The 22682-nt window shown below is 75.1% G+C and carries 23 protein-coding genes; 7 read left to right on the top strand and 16 right to left on the bottom strand.

The annotated features are described in order from the left end of the window. Positions 1-153 precede the first annotated feature (153 nt). From HD597_RS21190 to HD597_RS21180, 3 genes are read left to right on the top strand one after another with little or no spacing between them, the layout of a single operon-like run. Positions 154-1125 carry a CE1 family esterase gene (locus HD597_RS21190; RefSeq protein WP_253744413.1) on the top strand — a complete coding sequence of 324 codons (972 nt, stop codon included), beginning with the start codon at positions 154-156 and terminating at the stop codon, positions 1123-1125. A 21-nt stretch (positions 1126-1146) separates the two neighbouring features. Further along, positions 1147-2700 carry a hypothetical protein gene (locus HD597_RS21185; RefSeq protein WP_253744412.1) on the top strand — a complete coding sequence of 518 codons (1554 nt, stop codon included), beginning with the start codon at positions 1147-1149 and terminating at the stop codon, positions 2698-2700. Between the two features lie 18 nt (positions 2701-2718). After that, positions 2719-4050 carry a serine hydrolase domain-containing protein gene (locus tag HD597_RS21180; protein WP_253744411.1) on the top strand — a complete coding sequence of 444 codons (1332 nt, stop codon included), beginning with the start codon at positions 2719-2721 and terminating at the stop codon, positions 4048-4050. 49 nt (positions 4051-4099) lie between these two features. On the opposite strand, the gene HD597_RS21175 is transcribed toward HD597_RS21180, so the two are convergent. Both HD597_RS21175 and HD597_RS21170 read right to left on the bottom strand, forming a co-directional pair. Further along, positions 4100-5062, bottom strand: a complete 963-nt coding sequence (locus tag HD597_RS21175; RefSeq protein ID WP_253744410.1) for a golvesin C-terminal-like domain-containing protein — start codon at positions 5060-5062, stop codon at positions 4100-4102. Positions 5063-5140: 78 nt separating this feature from the next. Further along, the gene (locus HD597_RS21170; protein ID WP_253744409.1) at positions 5141-6058 is read right to left on the bottom strand and encodes a LysR family transcriptional regulator; all 918 of its coding nucleotides are present in this window, start codon (positions 6056-6058) and stop codon (positions 5141-5143) included. 70 nt (positions 6059-6128) lie between these two features. Between HD597_RS21170 and HD597_RS21165 the strand changes: the two genes are divergently transcribed. Continuing rightward, on the top strand, positions 6129-6836 hold the full coding sequence (locus HD597_RS21165) for a CTP synthase C-terminal region-related (seleno)protein (RefSeq protein WP_253744408.1): 708 nt from the start codon (positions 6129-6131) through the stop codon (positions 6834-6836). 18 nt (positions 6837-6854) lie between these two features. Here the strand turns inward: HD597_RS21165 and HD597_RS21160 are convergent, their stop codons facing one another. Continuing rightward, the gene (locus tag HD597_RS21160) at positions 6855-8156 is read right to left on the bottom strand and encodes a hypothetical protein (RefSeq protein WP_253744407.1); all 1302 of its coding nucleotides are present in this window, start codon (positions 8154-8156) and stop codon (positions 6855-6857) included. Positions 8157-8275: 119 nt separating this feature from the next. Further along, on the bottom strand, positions 8276-8527 hold the full coding sequence (locus tag HD597_RS21155) for a hypothetical protein (protein WP_253744406.1): 252 nt from the start codon (positions 8525-8527) through the stop codon (positions 8276-8278). 550 nt (positions 8528-9077) lie between these two features. On the opposite strand from HD597_RS21155, the gene HD597_RS21150 reads away from it, so the two are divergent. Continuing rightward, entirely contained in the window at positions 9078-9989 is a 912-nt protein-coding gene (locus tag HD597_RS21150; RefSeq protein ID WP_253744405.1) for a hypothetical protein, read from the top strand. Between the two features lie 129 nt (positions 9990-10118). Here the strand turns inward: HD597_RS21150 and HD597_RS21145 are convergent, their stop codons facing one another. The 5 genes from HD597_RS21145 to HD597_RS21125 all read right to left on the bottom strand — a co-directional run bounded on the left by HD597_RS21145 (position 10119) and on the right by HD597_RS21125 (position 13907). Continuing rightward, positions 10119-10610 carry a hypothetical protein gene (locus HD597_RS21145; protein ID WP_253744404.1) on the bottom strand — a complete coding sequence of 164 codons (492 nt, stop codon included), beginning with the start codon at positions 10608-10610 and terminating at the stop codon, positions 10119-10121. Further along, complete coding sequence (locus tag HD597_RS21140) at positions 10607-11128, bottom strand: RNA polymerase sigma factor (protein WP_253744403.1); 522 nt, start codon at positions 11126-11128, stop codon at positions 10607-10609. The genes HD597_RS21145 and HD597_RS21140 overlap by 4 nt, the downstream gene beginning before the upstream one ends. Positions 11129-11296: 168 nt before the next feature. After that, a complete protein-coding gene (locus HD597_RS21135; RefSeq protein ID WP_253744402.1) occupies positions 11297-11722 on the bottom strand; it encodes an SRPBCC family protein in 426 nt (141 codons plus the stop codon). Between the two features lie 162 nt (positions 11723-11884). Continuing rightward, the gene (locus HD597_RS21130) at positions 11885-12871 is read right to left on the bottom strand and encodes an aldo/keto reductase (RefSeq protein ID WP_253744401.1); all 987 of its coding nucleotides are present in this window, start codon (positions 12869-12871) and stop codon (positions 11885-11887) included. Between the two features lie 79 nt (positions 12872-12950). Continuing rightward, entirely contained in the window at positions 12951-13907 is a 957-nt protein-coding gene (locus tag HD597_RS21125) for an ArsR family transcriptional regulator (protein ID WP_253744400.1), read from the bottom strand. Between the two features lie 210 nt (positions 13908-14117). Here HD597_RS21125 and HD597_RS21120 point away from each other — a divergent pair, with 210 nt between their 5' ends. After that, the gene (locus HD597_RS21120) at positions 14118-15293 is read left to right on the top strand and encodes an MFS transporter (protein WP_253744399.1); all 1176 of its coding nucleotides are present in this window, start codon (positions 14118-14120) and stop codon (positions 15291-15293) included. A gap of 50 nt (positions 15294-15343) precedes the next feature. Here the strand turns inward: HD597_RS21120 and HD597_RS21115 are convergent, their stop codons facing one another. From HD597_RS21115 to HD597_RS21090, 6 genes are all read right to left on the bottom strand, one after another. After that, positions 15344-16327, bottom strand: coding sequence for a BtrH N-terminal domain-containing protein (locus HD597_RS21115; RefSeq protein ID WP_253744398.1), 984 nt, complete (start codon positions 16325-16327; stop codon positions 15344-15346). 73 nt (positions 16328-16400) lie between these two features. After that, a complete protein-coding gene (locus HD597_RS21110) occupies positions 16401-16805 on the bottom strand; it encodes a MerR family transcriptional regulator (RefSeq protein WP_253744397.1) in 405 nt (134 codons plus the stop codon). Further along, positions 16802-18241: a DHA2 family efflux MFS transporter permease subunit gene (locus HD597_RS21105; protein WP_253744396.1), complete on the bottom strand. Its 1440-nt coding sequence runs from the start codon at positions 18239-18241 to the stop codon at positions 16802-16804. Before HD597_RS21105 ends, HD597_RS21110 begins: the two co-directional genes overlap by 4 nt. After that, positions 18238-18858: an NADPH-dependent FMN reductase gene (locus tag HD597_RS21100; protein WP_253744395.1), complete on the bottom strand. Its 621-nt coding sequence runs from the start codon at positions 18856-18858 to the stop codon at positions 18238-18240. Before HD597_RS21100 ends, HD597_RS21105 begins: the two co-directional genes overlap by 4 nt. Positions 18859-18892: 34 nt before the next feature. Then, positions 18893-19978: a sensor histidine kinase gene (locus HD597_RS21095; RefSeq protein ID WP_253744394.1), complete on the bottom strand. Its 1086-nt coding sequence runs from the start codon at positions 19976-19978 to the stop codon at positions 18893-18895. Then, positions 19975-20637 carry a response regulator transcription factor gene (locus HD597_RS21090; protein ID WP_253744393.1) on the bottom strand — a complete coding sequence of 221 codons (663 nt, stop codon included), beginning with the start codon at positions 20635-20637 and terminating at the stop codon, positions 19975-19977. The genes HD597_RS21095 and HD597_RS21090 overlap by 4 nt, the downstream gene beginning before the upstream one ends. 140 nt (positions 20638-20777) lie before the next feature. Here HD597_RS21090 and HD597_RS21085 point away from each other — a divergent pair, with 140 nt between their 5' ends. After that, positions 20778-22271, top strand: a complete 1494-nt coding sequence (locus tag HD597_RS21085; protein WP_253744392.1) for a DUF1349 domain-containing protein — start codon at positions 20778-20780, stop codon at positions 22269-22271. Here HD597_RS21085 and HD597_RS21080 read toward each other — a convergent pair. After that, the gene (locus HD597_RS21080; RefSeq protein ID WP_253744391.1) at positions 22253-22639 is read right to left on the bottom strand and encodes a nuclear transport factor 2 family protein; all 387 of its coding nucleotides are present in this window, start codon (positions 22637-22639) and stop codon (positions 22253-22255) included. The two genes, HD597_RS21085 and HD597_RS21080, sit on opposite strands and share 19 nt — an antisense overlap. Positions 22640-22682: the final 43 nt, after the last annotated feature.

The raw sequence follows: 22682 nt of genomic DNA, 5'->3' as shown, positions 1-22682 counted from the left end.
CCAGGAAAGAGCACGGGGCGCGGGCGGATGCAGCCCGCGCCCCGCCGCGCTGCACGGGGACTCGCGCGCGGCCCCGCCGTCCAGCACACTGCCTACAGACACTGCCTACAAGCACTGCCTGCGGACGTCCCTGCGGCGGGAGGCGAGACGGCGATGCCCACACGCGCGGCCCTGCTCCTGGCCGCCCTGCTGCTGGCCGCCCGCTGCGGCGGCGCGCCGCCCCCGCCCGCAAGCCCCCAGAACCCCGCGCCGCAGGCCTCCGCGGCGCGAGCCGGTTCCAGCGGCTGCCAGGCCGCGCGCCCCCTGGAGCCCGGCACCCACCGGCTGCGCTCCGGCGGGCTCGAACGCCGCTTCCTGCTGTCGCTGCCCAGCGGCGACGGCCCCCATCCCGTCCTGCTCGACCTGCACGGCCTCGGCTCCAGCGCCGCCCAGCAGGCCGCCTACGGCCGGCTGCCGGAGCAGGGCTCACGCCGCGGCTACATCGTGGCCACCCCGCAGGCCGCCGAAGGCCGCCTGGGCTGGACGCTGCCGCACACCTCCGGGCCCGACGACACCGCGTTCCTGACCGCCCTGCTCGACCACCTCGAGCGGGGCCTGTGCGTGCAGGACCGGCGCGAGTTCGCCGCCGGCCTGTCCTACGGCGCCGCGATGGCCACCGCGCTGGTCTGCGAGCTGGACGGCCGCCTGAGCGGGGTGGCCGCCGTGGCCGGGCTCAACATCGTGCGCCCGTGCGAGCGCCGGCCGCCGCCCACCACCGTGGTGGCCTTCCACGGCACCGCCGACCGCATCGTCCCCTACCGCGGCGGCCACCCGTTCCAGGACGCCACCGGCGAGCTGCGCACGCTCGCCGACCTGGTCGTGCTCGACCCCGTCGAGGACGCGGCGGCCGGCTGGGCGGACCTCTTCGAATGCGCGGGCCGCGCCACCGGCACCCTGTCGGCGGGGATACGGGTGCGTGACTGGAAATCCTGCCCGGGCGGCACCACACTGCGCCTGTACACGATCGACGGAGGCGGGCACACCTGGCCCGGCCCCATCGAGGTGCCCTGGCTCGGGGCCACCGCCCGCGACCTGGACGCCACCCGGCTCATCCTCGACGCCTTCGACCGCGCCCCCTCCCGCTGACCCTCCGCAAAGGAGTCCAGCATGACCGACGACGTACGCGTCACGCTCGAAGCCGTCCCCCGCACCGGGCTGAGCGAGCAGCGGCTGCGCCAGGCCGTGGCCGAGCACCCCGAGGCGCTGGCCGCGCTGGAGGTCGCCGACCCCGAGCGGCTCACCGTCGCCTTCGCGCCCGGGCTGGGCCACGACCCCGGCGACAACGCCCCGTTCCAGGCCACCGTGTTCGACCCGGTCGGCAACCGCGCCGTCGAGCTGCGCGGCACCCTCGACCGTCCCGAGCGCGCCGAGCTGCGGCCCAGCTCCTTCCGGCCGCCGCCCAGCCGCGAGGAGCTCGTCGCCGCGGCGGCGATCCTGCGCGCCGACCCGCGCTTCCCCGCCGGTGACGACGTCGTCGTCTACCGGCCCATGCCGTCCCTGGCCGACGCCGAGAACCCCGACGGCACCACCGTGCGCCGCCCCGCCCTCGGCCTGTACACGCCGGGCGAGCCCACCGGGCTGCGGCACCGCATCGTGGCCGTCGACCTGGCCGCCCGCTCGGTGGACTGGACGCCCGCCGGCGTCAACGTGCGCATGCACCACGACTGCGAGGACAGCGTCCCGGCCGGCGTGGACGCGCTGGCCGACCGCGGCGGCCCCGACCAGGTGCGGGTGCGCGTCCATCGCGGCGGCACCGAGCTGTGGAACCTGCTGGTGGTCCGCCCGCGCGCCTCGGCGCCCAGGAGCCCCGGCCTGGGCGGCGGCGTGGAGCTGCGCCAGGTCCGCTACCGCGGCCGGCTCGTCCTGCGGCAGGCGCACCTGCCCATCCTCAACGTCGAGTACGACGAGGGCACCACCTTCCGCGACGACGTCAACCTCGAGACCCGCTTCAGCGCCGCCGGCAGCGACCCCGTCGGCTGGGGATGGCGGCTGTGCACCCGCCCGCCCCGCACGATCCTGGAACGCCCCTCCACCGACTCCGGCAACTTCCAGGGCGTCGCCTTCCACCACGACGGCGGGCAGCTGCGCATCGTCAGCGAGCTGGAGGCCGGCTGGTACCGCTACGCCAGCGACTGGCGGCTGGCCGACGACGGCGAGATCCTGCCGCGCTTCGGGTTCGCCGCCACCCGCAACCCGATGACGTGCCTGGTGCACCGCCACCACTGCTACTGGCGGCTCGACTTCGACGTCGAGGGCGCCGGCAACGACGTCGTCGAGCAGATCGACGACACCGGCTCCCTCATCCCCGAGCCGGTCACGATCATCCGCGAGACCTCCCGGCGGCGCCGCCCGCCCGCCCGCCACTGGCAGGTGCGCGACAAGGCCTCCGGCCGCGGCCTGCAGATCCACCCGGGCCCGTTCGACGGCACCGCCGACGCCTACGGGGTGTCCGACCTGTGGTTCCTGCGCCATCACCCGCGCGAGCTGGACGACGGCGACCCCGGCCCGCGCAACCGCGCCGCGCTCAACCGCTTCCTCGACGGCGAGAACATCAACGGCGCCAACGTCGTCGTCTGGTACGCCGGCCACTACTACCACGACCAGGCCCACCCCCAGCCCCACCAGGGCGAGCTCATCGGGCCGCGGCTGATCCCGATCTGAACGCTACCCTTGTCGCCCATGACGCAGGTGGGACAAGAGGCGGCGCGCGCACTGCTGCGCAGGCTCGCCGTCGAGCAGGCCGAATGCAGGATCCCGTCGCTGACGGCGGCGATCGTCCGCGACGGGCGGACGGCGTGGTTCGCCGGGCGCGGCAGCGTGGACGGCGCCACGCCGACCGCCGCCACGCAGTACCGCATCGGCTCGATCACCAAGAGCATGGTCGCGGTGGTGGTGATGCGGCTGCGCGACGAGGGCGCGCTCGAGCTGAACGACCCGCTCGAACGGCACCTGCCGGGCACCCGGCTGGGCCACCTGACCATCGCCCAGCTGCTGTCGCACACCGCCGGCCTGACCGCCGAGCCGCCCACCTCCTGGTGGGAGCGCACCCCCGGCATCCCCACCGGCGACCTGCTGGAGCGGCTCGGGCCCGGCGAGCTCAAGCACCGGCCCGGGCGGCGCTTCCACTACTCCAACGTCGGCTTCGCCGTTCTCGGCGAGCTGGTGGCCCGCCTTCGCGGCACCACCTGGCTCAAGGCGCTGCGCGCCGAGGTGCTCGACCCGCTCGGCATGCACGCCACCACCGCCCGCCCCCGCGCCCCGCACGCCACCGGCTACGCCGTGCACCCGTGGGCCGACGTGGTGCAGGCCGAGCCCGAGCACGACGCCGACGCCATGGGCCCGGCAGGGCAGCTGTGGTCCACCGCGCACGACCTGGCCCGCTGGGCGGCGTTCCTGGGCGGCGAGACCGGCGGCGTGCTGTGCCCCGGCACCCTGGCCGAGATGCGCGAGCCGATCGGCGTCGACGACGGCGACGCCTGGACCGGCGGCTTCGGCCTCGGGCTGCAGCTGGCCAGGATCGGCGGGCGCCGCCTGGCCGGGCACGGCGGCTCGATGCCCGGCTTCCTGGCCACCGTGTGGAGCGAGGCCGCCGACGGGGTCGGCGCGCTGTTCCTGGCCAACACCACCAGCGGCATGAGCGGCACCCTGCTGACCGACCTGCTCGACATCCTCGACCGGTACGAGCCGCGCCTGCCGGACGAGTGGCGGCCCGTCGCCGCCGACCCGGGGCTGCTCGCGCTGACCGGGCTGTGGCACTGGGGGCCCAAGGCGTACACGCTGCGGCTGCTGCCGGAGCGGGGCCTGTCGCTGGAGCCGGTCGGCGGGGCCGGGCGGGCCTCGCGGTTCGTGCCGCAGGACGACGGGACGTGGCTGGGGCTGGACGGCTACTACGCCGGGGAGACGCTGCGCGTGGCGGCCGACCATCTCGACCTCAACACCTTCGTCTTCACCCGCACCCCGTACGACCCGGACGCGCCGGTGCCGGGCGGGGCGGGCGACTGGCACGCCTGAACCTGCCGGCAGGCCCGCCGGCAGCGTGCCGGCGGGCCTGCCGCGGGTGTCAGCCGAGCGGGATGACCGGTTCGGTCGAACGGGTGGCGTAGGAGCAGCCCGTGGTGGGCAGGCTGGTCGCGGCCGGCGGCGTGGCGCCGTCGTAGACGGCCAGCAGGAAGTTCTGCGGGCAGCGGCGGGTGCTGCCGGTGCGGATGCCGAAGTGCAGGTGCGGGCCGGTGGAGTTGCCGGTGTTGCCGGTCAGCCCGATCTGCTGCCCGGCGGCGACGGACGCGCCGCCCGAGACCGACCACGACGAGAAGTGGCAGTAGGTGTAGATGGCGCCGTCGGTGCCGGTCAGGTTGACGCCGCGCCCGCACAGGCTGTCGTCGATGATCGTCACCGTGCCGGCGCGGACCGCGTACGCCGGGGTGCCGGTGCCGACCGGCAGGTCGATGGCGGGATAGTCGTGGTGCGGGTCGTCGTACTCGCTGCGCGGGAGCGCGGTGCGGGGCAGGGGCAGCGAGAACGAGGGGTTCCCGGTCGAGGAGGTGATCCGGACGGCGTCGGCGACGACGTAGCCGGGCTGGCTGGTCCAGCGGCTGACGCCGACCACGTTGTAGTCGCCCGCGGCCAGGGTGAACGTGCCGAGACTGACCCAGCGGCCGCCGTTGGCGCGCTGGTCGACGACCATGCTGCGGGTGCCGTCGGCGGTGGCCACCATGAACGGGGTGGCGCTGTTGTAGCCGGGGTCGGCCGGATACCACACCTCGACCAGGTGCGGCCCGGCCGCGGGGATCGACGCCTTGAACCAGGCGACGTCGCTGGCGGTGGTGTCGGGTGCGGCGAAGCGGTAGTCCGCGCCGTAGCGTTGCCCGGACCAGGCCGAGGTGCCCCAGCCGGCGCTCGCGGTGAACCGTCCGGCGGTGGCGTTGTCGACCGTGGTGGTCGCGGCCGCCACGGGGTGGGCGGGGCCGAGCAGGGCCAGGCAGGCCGCCGCGGCGGTGGCCGATAAGCGAGTGAGGATTTTCACGAGCTGTTCCCTCCGGGGGGTTGAGGGGAAGCAGAGGCGAAAGTATTCAACCAACCCGCGAAGACGAATGAAAGATATCTACACAGACCGGTCTTTTATGCCGCGTTCCAGGTCTTGGGTGTCCGGCCGGAGGGTCAGCGCGGCGGCCAGGGCGGCGGCCGCGCCCGGGGGCAGGGCGGCGTGCAGCAGCTCCACCCGGTGCACCAGCCGGGGGGCGGCCACCGGCACCGCCGTGATGCCGCCGCCGGGGACGGCCGAGGCGGGCAGGAGGGTCAGGCCGTGGCCGGCCGCCGCGAGGGCGAGCACGGTGTGCACGTCGTCCCCCTCGTACGCCAGGCCCGCCGGGAAGCCGTCGCCCACCAGGTCCCGCAGCCGGGCGAGCGGGCACAGCGGGGTCTGCAGCCAGCGGGCGTCGATCAGGTCCGCCAGCCGCAGCGACGCCCGCCCGGCCAGGGGATGCCCCGACGGCAGCACCACCACCAGGTCCTCCTCCGTCACCCCCGCCGTCGTCATGGGGCCGGCGTCGGGCAGCCGCAGCGGGTCGCTCGGGGCGGCGATGCCGTCGGCCAGGCCCAGGTCGGCGTGGCCCTCGGCGACCAGGGCCGCCAGCCGTTCGGCCCGGCAGGTGCGCAGCCGCACCTCCAGGCGCGGCATGCGGGCACGGGCCCGGGCCAGGCGGGCGGCCACGGCCGGGTTGACGGCCAGCGGGGTGGCGGCCAGGCGCAGCAGGTGGCGGGGCCCGGCGGCGGTGCGCAGCACGTCGGCGCGGGCGGCGCGCAGGCGCAGCAGCAGCGGCTCGGCGTGCTCCAGCAGCCGCCGCCCCGCCGGGGTGGGCTCGACCGGGCGGCGGCGCAGCAGCGGCAGCCCCAGGTCGGCCTCCAGGGCGGCGATCTGCTGGGAGATCGCCGACTGGGTGTAGCCGAGCTCGGAGGCGGCGGCGGAGAACGAGCCGTGCCGGGCGACGGTCACGAACGTGGTCAGCAGGTGCGGGTCCATCAGCGTCGCTTATCGTGAGTGCAGGAATCATCGTTGGCGCTTAACGAGGGGCGCCGGTCACGATGGTGCCATGAGAATCGCTCTTGTGGGGGACCGCTCCCCCGGCGTCCGATCCCACGCCCGGATCCCCCTGCTGCTGGAGGCGCTGCGCGAGCGGGACGGGATCGCGCTGGACGCGTACTGGATGCCGACCGACGACGTGAGCGGGGTGGCCGGGTTCGACGGCGTCTGGCTGGTGCCCGGCAGCCCCTACCGGGACGAGGCGGGCGCGGTGGAGGCCGTGCGGGTGGCGCGGGAGCAGCAGATCCCGTTCCTGGGCACGTGCGCGGGGTTCCAGCACATGCTGCTGGAGTTCGCCCGGCACGTGTGCGGGCTGCCCGTCGCGCACGCCGAGAACGAGCCCGGCGCGGCCGACCTCCTGCTGACGCCGCTGTCGTGCTCGCTGGCCGGGCACGAAGGGCGGGTGCTGCTGGTGCCCGGCACGCGGATCGAGCAGATCGTCGGGGCCGGTTCGACGACGGAGTCCTACATCTGCTCCTACGGGCTCAACGAGGACTACAAGCAGACGCTGGCCGGGCACGGGATGGTGTTCTCCGGGCACGCCGACGACGGCACGGCTCGGGTGGCCGAGCTGCCCGGGCATCCGTTCTTCCTGGCCACCTTGTTCCAGCCGGAGCTGGCGGGGGACGGGCGGCGGCCGCATCCGGTGGTCTCGGCGTTCGCGGCGGCCGTCGCCCGCCGCCACGCCGGCCGTGACCTGCCCGCGTCCGTGGGGTGAGCGGCCCGCTCCAATCCGTCAGCCGGTGGCGCCCTCGGCATGGCGCAGGGTGCGCAGGCCGGGCAGGATGAGGGCGCCCAGGCGGGCGCCGGTGGCCGGGTCCAGGCGCAGGACCTGCTCTCCCGCGCCCGCCAGCAGCTCGCCGCCCAGGAACGCCAGCCCGCGTGCCGGGCCGGGAAGGTCCCAGATGGCCCGCAGGGCGAGGGTGCGGTCGTCGCAGACCAGCAGCCGCCTGCCCTCGGCCAGGTACAGCTGACCGCCGCCCGACACCGCGAACGCCTCCCCCGCCTGCCCCGCCTCCTCGCCCTGGCCCGCCTGGCCGTCCGCCCTCGCCTGCCCTGCGCCTGCCTGACCGGGCGAGCCGGCCCGGCCCAGCAGGGCCGAGCGGCTGATCGTCAGGTCCTGCGTCGAGGCCATCACCACGCGCCCGCTGGAGGCGTCGAACACGTACAGGCCCGCCAGGCCCAGCGCCAGCGTGTGCGCCGCCGCCGGGCCGAGCCCGAACGGTGCGGGCAGGTCCAGGCAGTACGCCCAGCGCCGGCCGAGATGCAGGACGTGGACGAAGGCGTGCGCCCCCGGGCTGAGGTCCTCGCCGGCGGCCAGGTCACGGGTGTGCAGGTGGCTGTCCTGATGGGTGTAGAGGGTGTAGAGGACGTCCTGGCCGGGGTCGAGGACGGCCTGGCGTCCCCGGCCGCGCATCTCCTCCTCCTGCCCGGCCGGGACCGCCCGCTTGTCGCGCGTCTGCAGAGGGCCCATGCGCCGGCGGGCCAGGTCGTAGGCGCGCACGCGGTAACGGTCAGGGGCGTTCGGGGGCAGGAGGTCCAGGACGTACATGGTGGTGCCGTCCGGGGAGAAGGCCTCGGGCTCGATGTTGCCGTCGAGGCGCAACGTGCGCGGCCGGCCCTCGCCGGTGAGGGTCAGGGTGGTGCCGTCGCGCGGCCCCGGCGGCGGGCCGGTCACCACGAGGCCGGCCGAGACGGCCTTGATCTGCTCGCCGGCGGCGGCGACGTCGCCGGCCAGGCGGCCGCTGCCCGCCTCCCAGGTGCGCAGGCGGCCGTCGGCGAGCTGGTACAGGCGGCCCCAGCGCGCCTCGGGGACCGCGCCCGGGTAGGTGGCGCGTACGGTGCCGGTGGCCAGATCGGCCACGGCCAGCCCGGTGGCGGTGTCGGCGTACAGCCGTCCGGGCCGGGGCGGGCGCGCCGGACGCGTACCGGCCCGCCGGCCGGCGCCCGGGTCGCTGGAGCAGCCCGGCAGGAGCGCGGCGGCGCCGGCCAGGGCGCCGCCGAGGGCCAGAGCCCGGCGTCTGGTGCAGGAAGCCATGCCCTGCCTACACCGGCCGGATCCCGCGGGTTCCCTCTGGCCCGGGAAAAGGGCGCTCCGCGAGGAGAATCCTCGCGGAGCGCCGGATGCGCTGGCGCTAGTCGAGCGCCCAGCTGCTTCTAGTCGTCCTCGACCTCATCTGCGTCCTTGCAGTACTCGGTCCTCCACTTTCCGTGCCTGTAGCACTGCTTGCACCAGTCGCCGTAGACGGTCTTCCAGCGGCACTTGACCGCGGCGTTCCCGGGTGCGGCGCTCTGCCCGGCGACGGTGCAGTTCGTGTCGGTGACGGTGGCGGCTTGAGAGGTGACAGGGCTGCTGATCACCAGCGTGGACGAGGCCACGGCCATGGCGACGAGAAGTCGTTTCACCATTGATCTGCTCCTGATGGAGGGATGAGTTCCAGGTCAGGCCTGGAACCAGTCGAAGCGTCGTTCACGGGTGTACGAATGTCGCCGCAACGGCGCTATGGACACTTTCCACGCTAGCGACGGTCGCCCGAATCGTCCCCCCACCAGGTGCAAAGCCCGATTTTCGAACAATCGGCCCTATATTTCGTTCGAGCGGCACTAACGAATATCGCCCTGGGGTCGGCGCCGCAAGGAGAGCCGCTACTTCGCGTGCACACGGCGATACGGACTCCCGTCTCGTAAGGCCGCCTGAGACGATCTTCTCTTCCCCGGCCGGGCCAGGGTGACGCCGGGCTTGCTGAATGGTTCGGGAAAGGGCCCGGGTGGCGGGCGATGCGCGGAGGGGGCCGCCGCCGCGATTGACGATACTTCATTGAACGGAGTATCGTCGCCTGGCGTGCCAAGAAGATCCACATTGGCGCTGATCATGATAGGGGCCGCACGCCGCGCCGAGCCGTACGGGCACCCAGGCGGTCGCGTGCGCGCGTGAGGCCGACATACGGGGAGACCGACCTTGAACACCATCAGCAAGACCGCCTTGGCCCTGGCCGCCGCAGCCGTGCTCAGCGGCTGCGGGAGTGACCCCGGGCCGGCCGGGAAGGCCGCCTCGCCTCCCACGGAGCCGGCCGCGACGGCGCAGGAGAAGCGGCACCGGTTCGAGTCCGTCAAGGCGGACTGCATGAAACAGAAGGGCTTCAGGTACATCGCCCACGTGCCGCGGGAAGAGCTCGTCACCGACGAGGAGCGCAGGCGCAGAGCCGGCGACTACGAGGCGTTGAAGGCCCAGCGGGCGAAGTACGGCTTCGGGGTCTTCGCGGTGTACGTCCACCCGAAGGGCCCGGACAGCCCCGACAGCATGCCCGACCTCTCGGGGGCCGACCCCAACGGGGACGTCTGGACCAAGCTCTCCCCGGCTCAGCGCAAGAGCTACTGGAAGGCCGTCAACGCCTGCGTCGCCGTCGCGGCCAAGCAGGTCCTCGGCAAGGACGTGAAGTCCGACACCGACCTGTTCGACCAGCTCGCCGCCGCCTCCGACCGGGCGGTGCGGCGGGAGATCGACGGCGACGCCGAGCTGGTCGAGCTGGCCTCGAGCATGGCCACCTGCCTGACGGGCAAGGGCTACGAGGTCTCCGCCACCATGCCGTCGGAGCTGTCGCAGCGCGGCCGCATCGCGTTCCTCGACCAGGAGGACGAGATCGGGCGCAGGCAGCGCGAGGACGTTGCCGACGTGCCGCCGCCCGTCAAGAAGGGTGAGGTCGAGCGGACCTTCGGAGCCACGCTCACGCCCGCCGAGGCCAGGCCCCACCTGGCCAGGGAGATCCAGGCCGCTCTGGACGATCTGGAGTGCGGCAGGGACTTCTACCGGGTCTACACCCCCAAGTCGGAGGCCATCGCTCAGCGGATCGCCGCGGAATACGGCAGCTGACGCCCGGGCGTGCGGGCGAGGCGCCGGCCGAGGTCTCCTGGGGGCCGGTCACCCCGCCGCCGGGGCGGACCTACCTGTCCCCTGGTCAAGGGCGAGCCGGCGACGGCCGCCCGCCGGATGCAGCCGAGCTCACCGCTCCCGCGTGCCGCCCAGCTCGCGCAACCGCCGCAGCAGCGCCGCCCGCCGGGCGTGGGCGCGGACGACCAGCACGAGCGCCGCCGCCACGAACAGCCCGCCGGCCGCCAGGACCGGCCAGGGAACGGCGGCGCCGCGCTGGACGGCGGCCACACCGGCCAGGGCGGTGGTGGCGACGGAGGCGGCCAGGCCCATCCAGGCGGCGATCACCCGGTCGGTGGCGAACAGCGGCACCCGCCGCCGCACCAGCCAGCCGCCGTATCCGGCCCACGCCAGGCAGATCACGGTGAACAGCGCGAACGCCGCCTGCGTACGGCCCGGCAGCGGCCCGGGCTCGCCCCACCACAGCGCGGCCACGAACACCGCCCCCGCCAGCCCGGCCACCAGCGCCGTCACCGCCCGCACCCGACGGCCGGCGCCCAGCGACGGCTCCAGCCGCTCGAGCATCTCCCGCGCGGACAGGCGCGGCTCCTCGCGTTCGTTCATGACCGCTCTCCCTCCTGAAGATGGGCGCGCAGCAGCCGGCGGGCCCGGCTGAGCCGCGACTTGATCGTTCCGGCCGGGACCTGGCAGACCTGCGCGCAGTCCTCCACCGAGAGGTCCTCCAGGTAGTACAGGACGAGCACCTCGCGCTCCGGCACCGGCAGCCGGGTCAGGGCGCTGATCAGCTCGGCTCGGTCCACCATGGCCTCCACCGGGTCCCCGGCGGCGGCCTCGCCGGCCGTGAGCGTCTCGGGCTCGCGGGCGTACTGGCCGCGCAGCCGGTCGGTGACCGAGCGGCGGGCGATGGTGAACAGCCAGGGCGCGAACCGGCCCGGCTCCCGCAGCCGCGGCAGGCCGCGCACCACCGCCAGCCAGATCTCCTGGCTCACGTCGTCGGCCCGCTCGGCGTCCAGCATGCGCCGCACGTACGTCCACACCGGCACCCGCCATCGGGTCACCAGCTCGGCCAGTGCCGCCCGCTCACCCAGCTGGGCGCGGACCACCAGCAGCTCATCGCTCATCTCGTCCTCCCGTCACCCTGCACAGTCGGGCGGGAGGCCCGTCAGGTTCACGATCCGGACGGGACGCCGCCCAGGTTCGCGGGTTCAGGCGGCCGGGGCCACTCGCGGTGCACCGGCACGGGGCAGGCCACTCGGGGTGCACCGGGGCGGGCAGGCCGCCCCCCGGGCTCAGGCGGGCGGCACGAGCGCGGCGAGCCGGTGCAGGCAGTGGCGGGTCAGCGCGGCCGCGAACGGCCGGGCCAGCGGCCAGGCGGCCCTGCCCAGCGCGCCGAACGGCAGCTCCAGCTCCTCGGCCCAGATCACCCGGCTGCCGCCCCGCTCCGGCCGGACGCTGAAGGCGCCGCGCCCGCGCACGACGCGGCCGGTGTGCGTGACGCGCACCAGCGCCGGCGGCTCCCAGCGGGTGATCGTCATCGTGTCGAGGAAGCCGAACGGCCGCACCCCCGTGTACGCCTCCAGCCCGTCCCGGCCCACCCGCCGGGCGGTGGTCAGCAGCATCCACTCATGATGCCGGGACCAGTCGGTCATCACCGCGAACACCTGCTCCGGCGGCGCGGGCACGTGCACGGCCGCGGCCATGTACACGGGTCTCACCAGGACGCTCCCCTCTTCACGCTCTTCACCGACATCCTCGCCCAGCGACGGCCGGGCCCGCCGGCGATCCTTTGTTCCCTCGACGTACCTGCTCATGATCGGACCGGACGAACCCGACGTGCCGCGAGGAGATCGCCCGCCTTCGGGGAGCGGGGCGGGGGTTCAAGGGGTCGCCCGCGCCGCCCGCTCGTCGATGAGCCCCGCCGCCGCCAGATCGGCCCACAGCCCCTCCGGCACCTGCGTGGCGAACGCGGCCAGGTTGCGGCCGGCCTCCTCGGCCGAGCGCATGCCGACCACGATGCCCGCCACCGCCGGATGCCGCAGGGGGAAGGCCATGGCGGCGGCGGGCAGCGTCACCCCGTGCGCCTCGCAGACGTCGGCGATGCGGTGCGCGCGCTCCAGCACCTCCCCGGAGGCGGGCCGGTACTCGAAACACGCGTCCGGCGCGGGCCGTGGCGCCGCCAGGACGCCGGAGTTGAAGACGGAGGCCGCCAGGACCGAGACGCCGCGTCCGGCGCAGGCCGGCAGCAGGTCGTCGAGGGCGGAATGCTGCAGCAGGGTGTAGTAGCCCGACAACATGACGACGTCCACGTCGCTCTCCCGCACGAGCCGGGTGAGCATGCCGGTGTCGTACATGCCCGCCCCGATGGCGCCGACCAGGCCCTCGGCCCGCAGCTCCGCCAGCGCGGGGCAACCGTCGCGCAGGGCGGCCTCGAAGTGCTCCTCGGCGTCGTGCAGGAAGAGCACGTCGAAGCGGTCGACGCCCATGCGGGCGAGGGAGTCCTCGACGCTGCGCCGGATGCCGTCGCGGGAGAAGTCCCACACCCGGCGGTGGGTGGCGGGCACGTGGAAGAACTCGTCCGTCCGGCCCGTCGGGTCCTGGGCGAGCAGCAGCCGGCCGACCTTGGTGGACAGCACGTACCGCTCGCGCGGCACCTGGCGCAGGAACTCGCCGATCCGGCGCTCGGAGTGCCCGATCCCGTAGTGCGGCGAGGTGTCGAAGTAGCGGATCCCGCCTTCCCAGGCCGCGGCCAGCGCCTCGGCCGCCGCCTCGTCGGACAGCGGCGTGAACAGCCCGCCCAGCGGGCCGCCGCCGAAGCCCAGTTCCGTGACCTGCACCGTGCTGCGCCCGAGCCGCTTGGTCTTCATCCCGCTCCCTGTCCGGCGATCGTGAGGGCTTCAGCTCACAACCTGCGGCGCCGGCGGCCAAACGATTTAGCGTGGCGCTTCATGGCGGGCCGGAGAGGCGGTCGCCGAGCTCGGTGCGGCGGTACAGGACCTGCCGGCCGTCCCGGGCCCGGGCGACCAGGCCCGTACCGTGCAGGATGCGCAGGTGCTGGGAGACGGCGCTGGGCGTGACGCGCAGGCGGCGGGCGAGCTCGACCGTCGGCAGCGGCTCCTCGAGCAGGTGGAGCAGCCGGGCGCGGGGCGCGCCGAGCAGCGCCGTCAGCGCGGTCGCGTCCGGGGCGGGCGGCGGCGTCCACAACGTGGCCACGGCGCGGCTGGGGTAGACCAGGCTCGGCGGCTCCTCCGGGCTGACCGGCGGGGCCGGCTTGTGGGCGAACACCGACGGCATCAGCAGCAGCCCCTGGCCGGTCGCGGCGACGTGGTGGTGGCCGATCATCTTGGAGATGTGCAGCACGCCGTCCTGCCAGCGCAGGTTCGGGTGCATGTCGGCGAACAGCAGGCGGGCGCCGCCCAGGGCAAGCCGGCGCGCCCGGTAGGTCATGTCGGCCTCCAGCACCCGCCGCATCCGGGGCCAGACCGGCTCGATGGCCAGCTTCCAGTAGCGGCGCAGCAGCTCGCAGGCCGCGTCGCGGAAGGCGACCGCGGCCTCGTCGTCGGCGAGGGCCGGCCCGAGGACGAGCGCGGCCGGCAGGTCCCGGCGGACCAGCCGCGGAGCCGCCCGCCGGACGACGGCCAGCTCCTCGTCGAACGTCGGCGCGAACGTCGCCGGCCGCGGGGTCAGGAAGTCCGGCAGGGCGAGCTTCTCCCCGACCAGGGACACCAGCCGGTCCGTCCCGGCCGCGCCGAGCCGGGCGAGCACCGCCCTGCGCCACGGCAGGTGCGCCGTGTGCAGCCCGGGCTCGCGCAGCACCCGCAGGCTGAAGACCGTCTCGGCCAGCGGCGAGATCGCGAACCGGGTGTCGGCCAGGTCTTCGACGCCGAGCTCGTAGCTGATCATTAAGCTGCAGGCTACATCAGTTGGCCGCACGTCCCCTCGGGCGCTGTGCTGGCGGACATGACACCTGCGCCTCGCGGGCAGCGCATCGCGATCACGACCGGGCGCCTGCATCCGGGCCGTCCGCGCGCAAGTTCCCCGCGTGCGGACCGGCCGGGTTCAGGGCGATCCCGTACAGGCCGGCCGCGTTCCCGGCCGGACGGCGGGCCCGGCATGGCGCTGATCCTGCTGCTGGCCCTGGCCGGCGGGGTGGCGGTCGGCAACGTCTACTTCCCCCAGGTCGTCGGCCCCGCGGTGGCCGCCGGGCTGGGCGTCGCCCCGGAGACGGCGGCCCAGGTGGTGACCGCGACCCAGTTCGGCTACGCGGCCGGGATCGTGCTGCTGGTGCCCCTCGGCGACCGGATCCCGCACCGCCGGTTGATCGTCGGCCTGCTCGCTCTGACGGCCCTCGGGCTCCTGGCGGCGGGCAGCGCGCCCACGCTGGGCGCGCTGCTGGCCGCGGGCGTGTTCACCGGCGCCGCGACCGTGGCCGGGCCGGTGATCGGCCCGATGGCGGCCGGGCTGGTGGGCGAGGACCGCCGCGGGATGGTCAGCGGGATGCTGCTGAGCGGGGGGCTGGGCGGCATGCTGCTGTCGCGCACGTTCGGCGGGGTCCTCGCCGAGTGGCTGGGCTGGCGCGCGCCGTACCTGGTGGCGGCGGCGATCGTCTCGATCATCGCGCTCGTCCTGCTCCGCGCGCTGCCCGAGACGGCCCCGCCGTCGGCGCAGCGGTACCCGGAGCTGCTGGCCGGGTCGCTGCGGCTGCTGCGGACCGAGCCGGAGCTGCGCCGCTCCTGCCTCTACCAGGCCACGGTCTTCGCCGGCTTCTCGGCCGTCTGGACCAGCGTCACGCTCCTGCTGACCGGCCCCGCCTACGGCCTGCCGGCGTCGGCGGCCGGCGTGCTCGCCCTGGTCAACGCGGCGACGATGGTGTGCACGCCGATCGCGGGCCGGCTGGTGGACCGGCGGGGCCCCGACAGGGTCAACCTCGTCTGCCTGATCGGGGTCATCGCCTCGGCGCCCGTGCTCGCGATCGGCGGCCTCGGCGGGACGCCCGGCCTGGCGGGGCTCGTGCTCGGCTCCCTGCTGCTCGACGTCGCCATGCAGTCCGGGATGGTGGCCAACCAGGTCCGCGTCTACGGCCTGCGCGCCGAGGCCCGCAGCAGGCTGACGACCGCCTTCATGGCCTGCGCGTACGCCGGCGGCGCCGCGGGCTCCTGGCTCGGCACGCTCGCCCACGGCCGGACCGGCTGGACCGGGGTGTGCGCGCTCGTGGCGGTGCTGGCCGCGCTCGCCCTGGCCCGCCATCTCATGGCCCGCCCCGTCGAGCGCCCGTCCCGGACGGCGTAGCCGGGGGCAGTCCTTCGGGCTCTGCGCGGGTGGCTCGCCGCCCCGCCGGGCTACAACGTGCGCAGCACCTGCATGGCGTCGTGCTCGATGCGCGACAGCTCCTCAAGGACGGCGCCGGCCTGCTCCAGGCAGTCCGCGTCGCCGCTCTCCCCCGCCTTGGCGATCAGGGCGGACACCTGCGTCCACAGGACGGCGGCCTCGGCGTACAGCCGCTGACCGGCGCGCAGGCGCTCGTCGCCGATCAGCCCGGCGCACTCGCCGAGGAAGTCGCGGTACAGGGCCCGGAACAGGGCGCCGCCGGTGCCGCCGCGCTCCATGAGCATGGCGGCGTGCGGCAGGTCCCGCCGCGGCTCGCCGGCCCGGCGCAGCCAGCCGGGCACCTGCTTGCCTGCCTTGGCGATGCCGCGGTGGCCCAGGTTCGCGATGGGGGCGGCCAGGAACGCCTCGGCGCAGCCCCTGATGGCGGGGACGAGCTGATCCTGCCAGGCGGGCGGGCGCGACGGCAGGGTGAGGGTGAAGGACCGGTTCCTGGCGGTCATCGGGCCGCGCTCGGCCCTCGCCGCGGCCAGGGCCGCCAGGCCGGTGCGCACCGTGCCGCCCTGCTGGTCGGTGTCCACCAGGTAGGCGTCGTGCTCGTCGTAGCCGTACATGGCCACGACATGGCCGCCGAAGTGCACCCTGGACCGGAAGTAGTCCAGGTGGAAGGAGTCGAGCTGCAGGCCGACCGGCCGGCCGGCGTCGATGGCGGCGGCCACGTTCTGCCACGCCCTGCGCGGTGAGGTGGTCTCGGCGACCGTCAGCGTGAGACCGAGCCGGGCGGCCAGGTTCCTGGTGAGCTCGAAGGGTTTGACGCGGCCGCCCAGGAAGGGGAACGGCATGCCCTTGCCGTCCCAGTAGACGAAGGACAGGCCCGAGCCGAGCCCGAACAGCATGGGCTCGGACAGATCGAGGCCCTCGTGCCGCAGCAGCACGCCCAGCGCCGTCGTCTCGCAGTGCTGCATGCCGCGGGCCTCGATGCCCTGCACGATGGTCATACGTCCGCTCTCCCTGTCCCCGGCACGGTCATGATGGGCCAGCATGAGGCCTCCCCCCGTGGGAGAGTCCAGCTCAGGGCCGCGCCCGGTCGTGTTCCGCCTGGAGGAAGTCGAGGCCGGCCAGCTCGTCCACGGTCTCCTGGAGCTGAGTGACGCGGGCGCGGCCGATCCGTACGAGCTCCTCACCCGCGGCCGTCCACAGGGCGAGATCGTGGGACAGGGGCGGGATGGCGGCCAGGATGGCGGCGCTCTCCTTGAGCGTGATCCCGACGCGTTGCGCGGCGAGCGCGAGCCTGATCCGGCAGACCGCGTCGACGGTGAAGCGGCGGGCGTTGCCGCTGCTGCGGTACGCGCTGATCACGCCGTAGCGCTCGTAGAAGCGGACGGCGTTGGCCGTCACCCCGGCGGCCCCGGCCACCTGACCGACCGTGAGCGAGGCCTGGCTCGCCGCACGGCCGGGGTGCTCGATGGTGGTCATGGCGCCTGCCCCGCGTTCGCTGATGGTCGTTGCCGCTCCAGTATGGCCGGGGGGCGGCGCGGGGCGCGCAGGCGTACGGCCAGGGCGAGCGCCATCACGACGAGACCCGCCGCCTGCGTGAGCCGCAGGGCGTCCACGATGGCGGCCTGCGCCGGCGGCCCGGGCGCCGCCGTGAGGGCGGCGCCGCTCAGCGCCGTGAACAGCGCGCTGACCGCGGCGGTGCCCACGCCGTTGGCGACCGTGTTCACCAGCGACAGCAGCGCGGAGCCCGACGCCAGGTCGGGGCCGTCGAGGTCGCGGCTGGAGCTGGACATGGTGGGCATCATGACGGCCCCGGTGCCCGCTCCCTGAAGCAGCGCGAGCAGGCCGAGCAGCGCGTACGGCGTGTCCGGCCGCAGGACGGCCACCTGGGCGAGGCCGGCGGCGATCGCCAGGCCGAGCCCGGAGCCGACGACGAGCCGGGGGCCGAGCCGTTCCAGGAGCCGGGCGGCGATCTGCAGGCTGACGCCCATGCCGATCGCGCCGGGCACCATCAGCGCGGCCGTGATCGCGGGGCTGTCGGAGCGCAGCGTCTGCACGTAGGCGGGCATCAGCACGGCCGAGCCGAAGTAGGGAGCCGCGTACAGGGCCAGGACCGCGGCGCCCCGGCCGAACCCCGGCCTGCCGAGCAGGCCGATCCGCAGCAGCGGCTCGGGACGGTTCGTCGCCCGCACGCAGAACACTCCGGCCAGCACCGCGCCGGCGGCGGCCGTGGCGATCCGCACCCAGCCGGGCGCGTCGTGGGCGCTGATGCCGTACGCGACCGCGACGATGCCCGGGACCAGCAGCATCGCGCCCGCCAGGTCGAGCCGGGTCCGCCGCCCGGCGGCGCCGTCGGCCGGCAGCCAGGCCAGCGCGCCCGCGATGCCCAGCAGCGCCAGCGGCACCGTGACGAAGAACAGCGCCCGCCACGACCCGGTGCCCAGCAGTACCGCGCCGAGCACCGGGCCCAGGATCGGCCCGGCCAGCATCGGCACGCCGGTGATCGCCATCATCCGGCCGCGGCGCTCGGGCGCGACCGCGCCGAACCCGATCGCCATCCCCAGCGGCGTCATCAGCCCGCCGCCGAGCCCCTGCGCCGCCCGCGCCGCGATCAGCCAGCCCAGGCCGTCCGCCGCGCCGGCGACGGCGGAGGCGGCCGCGAAGGCGGCCAGCGCCCCCAGGTACACGCGGCGGGCGCCCCACCGGGCGGCCAGACCGGCGGCCAGCGGCATCGTCGCGACCATCGCCAGCGTGTACGCGGTGATGATCCACTGCGCGGCGGCCAGCGTCGCGCCGAACGTCCCCATCAGGTACGGCAGCGCCACCGCGACGATCGTGGCGTCCAGCACCGCCATCAGCCCGCCGGAGGCCAGCACCACCCCGGCCCGCAGCTCCGGCCCCGTGAGCCTGCTCATGCCCGCCCGGCCGGCTCGGCGGCCCCGTCCCCGGCCCAGGACTCGGCCCGGGACTCCGCCCGGACGGGGCGCAGTGCCCGCGCCCACGTCCGCAGCTCCGTCATCATCGTGTGCAGCGCCTCCACCGTGCCCGGCGGCGGAACGAAACGGCCGCCCGCGTCGAGGTGCTCCCACGCCATCGGCAGCAGGACCGACTCCCGGACGGTGGTGGCCCGCAGCTCGGGAAAGACCGTGCGCAACTGCTCGACGGCGCGGATGCCGCCGGAGGCGCCGTATGCGACGAACGCGACCGGCTTGTACGCCCATTCGGTGAAATGCCAGTCGATCGCGTTCTTCACCGGCGCCGGGAAGCTGTGGTTGTACTCCGGCACGAGGAACACGAAGCCGTCGGCGTCGGCGAGCCGGCCAGCGATCGGCGAGGTGGCCGCGCCGCCCGGCTGCATCTCGTGCATCGGCAGCGGGACCGCGGCCAGGTCGATCAGGTCGAGGTCGAGCCAGTCGATCCTGGTGAGCTCGTGCTCCAGCCACGCGGCGAGGGGGCCGGCCATTCTGGGCTCGCGCACGCTGCCGATCACCACGGCGATCCGGAGGGGCGCGTTGAGGTTGTCTCGCGTCATGGCCACGACGCTAGGCATTCGCCTATGGGCGAACTCAAGCCGAAGGGCCTCGGGGGAACAGCACGGTGACGGACAGCCCGCCTTCGGCAGGCGCGGCGGCGGTGAGGGTGGCGCGGTGAGCCTGCGTGACGGCGTGGACGATGGCCAGGCCGAGCCCGTAGCCGTCGCGGCGGCCGGCCGCCAGCTTCTGGAAGGGCTGGAACAGGCGCTGGACCTGGTCGCCGGGGACGACCGGGCCGCTGTTGGCGACGGTGAGGGCCGCCTGCGTGCCGCAGACCCGCGTGGTGACCGTCATGTGGCCGTCTGTGCGGTTGTGGCGGATGGCGTTGTCGACGAGGTTGGCGACGAGGCTCTCGATCAGCCGGGGGTCGCCGGCCGTCACCGCGGGCGCGAGCTCCTCGGCGAGGCCGAGGCCGGCCCGCCTGGCCTGGTCGCGGCGGGAGTCGAGCACGGTGCCGGCGACGCGGGCGAGGTCGAGGGGGTCCCGGCGGGTGACGCCGCACTCGCTGGTGGCCAGGGTGAGCAGGGCCTGGACGAGCCGCTCCTGGTGCTCACCGAGCTCAAGGGCTTCCTGGCAGGCCGAGCGCAGGGTGGCGATGTCGGCGCCGGGGTCGGCGAGGGCGACTTCGAGCAGGGTGCGCAGCCCGGCCAGCGGGGTGCGCAGCTCGTGGGAGGCGTTGGCGACGAAGTGGCGCTGGGCGTCGAAGGAGGCCTGCAGGCGGGCGAACAGGTCGTCGAGCGTGTGGCCCAGCTCGGTCAGCTCGTCGCCGGGCGCGCCGAGGTCCAGGCGCCGGTGGAGGTCTCCGGCGGAGATGTCCCTGGCGGTGGCGGTGATGGCGCGCAGCGGGTGCAGGAACCGGCCGGCGACGTACCAGCCGAGAGCCAGGGCGACGGGGACCAGCACGGCCAGCGCGACGGCGGACCCGACGAGGAGCTGGGGCAGGCTGATGCCGGGACCGGCCGCGGTGACCGCGCCCCGCGAGCCAGGGTCCTTGGGGACGGCCGCGTGGATGCTCGCGAGCGGGACGTCGACCATCACCAGCACCAGGACCCCGGCGGCGTAGATGCCGCAGGCGTAGGCGATCGCGAGCCGCGCCTGCAGGGACCTCCTGGCGGTCATGCCGGTCCGAGGCGGTAGCCGCCCTCGCGGACGGTCTCGATGACGGGCGGGTCGCCGAGCTTGGCCCGTAACCGGTGCACGGTGTGCTTGACGGCGCTGCTGAAGGGGTCGGCGGCCTCGTCCCAGGCCCGCTCGAGCAGCTCCTCGGCGGAGACGACCACGCCGGGCTCGGCGAGCAGGCATTCCAGCACGGCGAACTCCCTGGGGCTCAGATCGAGCCGCCGCCCCGCCCGCAGCACGGTCCGGCGGGCCGGATCGAGGGTGATGTCGCCGCACGCCAGGGTGGGCGGCAGCGGCGGGGCGGCGCGGCGGGCCAGCGCGCGGACGCGGGCGACCAGCTCGGCGAATGCGAACGGCTTGGGCAGGTAGTCGTCGGCGCCGAGGCCGAGCCCGTCGACGCGGTCCTCGATCGTGCCGGAGGCGGTGAGCATCAGCACGCGGGTCCGGCAACGGCCGCGGGCCAGGCGCCGGCAGATGTCGTCGCCGTGGACGCCGGGCAGGTCGCGGTCGAGGATCACCACGTCGTAGCGCGTGGCGGCCAGGCGCTCGACGGCAGCAGTCCCGTCCAGGACGACGTCGACGGCCATGCCCTCGCGGCGCAGCCCCGTCCCGATCGAGCGGGCGAGGACCTCGAAGTCCTCCACGACGAGAACCCTCACCGTCGCCTGCCGCCGGTCGTCGTGCGGGCGGGGCCGCCGCGTCGGGGTGCCATGCCTCCCACGATGCCAGATCCCCGGTCGCAACCCGGTCGCAGCCGCCGCGACCGCACCGGAACCGGGCGCCGTCTACAACCGTCGGCATGAGTTCATCAACGCCGCGCCGATCCGGGTCGCTGCGCGCGCAGTGGGCCGCCTTCCGCTCCTCGCGGGGCCGGCTGCTCGCCCTGGCCGCCTCCGTGCTTGTCACCGTGTCGATCGGGCTGCTGGTCGCCGGAGGCGCCCGCAGCACCTGCGTCACCGGGAAGGGCGAGGGCCCCTGCCCCGCGCCGCTGGTGGGGCCCGACGGCACGGCGGTCAGCGACAAGTACTTCTTCGTGCACCAGCCGCTCACGGGCGACGGCAGTATCACCGCCCGCGTGACGGGGCTGACCGGGCAGATGCGGGTGCCGGACGTCGTGCCGGGGGTGCGCAACGTCAAGGAGGGGGTGGTGCCGTGGGCCAAGGCGGGGCTCCTGGTCAGGCAGAGCCTGCGGCGGGGCACGCCGTACGCCGCCGTCATGCTCACCGGGGAGCACGGCGTGCGGATGCAGCACAACTACATCCACGACGTGCCCGGTGGCCCGCACAACGGCCCGCAGTGGCTGCGGCTGACCAGGGCGGGCGACCTCGTCAGCGCGTACGAGTCGGACGACGGCACGCGGTGGACGAAGGTCGGGGCGGTCACGCTCGGCGCTCTGCCGGAGACGGTCGAGATCGGGCTGTTCGCCGCCTCGCCGGGCGCACTGTGGGACACGGCGTCGGCGTTCGCGCAGGTCACGGCCACCTTCGATCGGATCGAGCTGCGGGGTGCGGACGGTTCGTGGCGGTACGACGACGTCGGCGTCGTCATGGAGTCGGACGGCCTGACGCCGCATCATCCGGGCCGGGCCGTCGCCTCCGGTGACAAGCTGATCGTGACCGGGGGCGGTGACATCGGGCCCGCCACGATGGAGGGCGGGCTGCGCGCCGACCTCCTGCTGATCGGCGGGGCGGTGGGGCTCATCCCGGTGCTGCTGGCGGCGGTCACGTTTCCGGCCGGCGGGCCGCGGCCTGCGCCGTCACCGGCGCTGTCACCGGTGCCGAGGCCGGTGGCGGCCAGGGCAGTGGTGGCCAGGGCAGTGGTGGTCGGCGCGGCGGCTTTCGTGACGGGCCTGGTGGCGGCAGGGGCGGTGGTTCCCGTCGGCCTGGCGATGCTGCGCGCCGGCCACAACCCGATCCAGCCGATCACCCTGGGCACCGGACTGCGGGTGGTCGCCGGCTACGCGGCGCTGAGCGCCGCCGCGGCCGTCCTGGCGGTGGGCCTCGCCGAGCTGGTCAAGAGGACCGTGGTGGCCGCCGCTCTGGCCATCGCGCTGGTCGTCGCCCCCCACCTGCCGGCCGTCGCGGGCCTGGCGCCATGGCTGCTGGCGGTCACCCCGGCCGCCGGGTTCGCGATCACGCAGAGCGTGCCCACGTTCGCGCACGTGGACGTCGTCTCGACCCTGCTCGGGAGCTACTACCCGCTCCCGCCCTGGGCAGGGCTGGCGGTGACCTGCGGATATGCCGCCCTCACCCTGGCGGCGGCGATCGCCGGACGTCAGGGGCCGCCCGCATGAAGCCGCGGTCCGGCGTGCCCGGCCAGGCACAGCCACCGGCCCTCCTCCTCGACCCAGGTCTGCGTCACCGGCATCCGGAACGTCACGCGCTCACCCTCCCCGGTGGTCACGTCGTCGGCCACCACGCACCGCAGCACCGCGGCCCGCCCGCACACCACCACCTCGACCTCGGTCAGGCTCTGGCCCTGCCACGCCAGGGCCCCGGCCGTGTTGGCGCTCACGTAGCCGTCCCGGTCGAAGCGCTCGCCCGCGTGCGACGTCCAGTGGAAGCGCGGATGCAGCGACCGGCGCAGCCGTTCGGGGTCCCGCGCCGCCAGGGCGGCGGCGCGCTCGCGGGCCGCCGCGACGACCTGCTGCTCCGGGCTCACGACGGCGGCGCCGCTCCCGCGGCGGGGCGGATCGTGCTCACTC

The sequence above is a fragment of the Nonomuraea thailandensis genome (assembly GCF_024172165.1).
GTDB lineage: Bacteria > Actinomycetota > Actinomycetes > Streptosporangiales > Streptosporangiaceae > Nonomuraea > Nonomuraea thailandensis.
The sequence above is the reverse complement of the archived record's forward strand: the minus strand, read 5'-3'. Positions and strand labels throughout refer to the sequence as shown.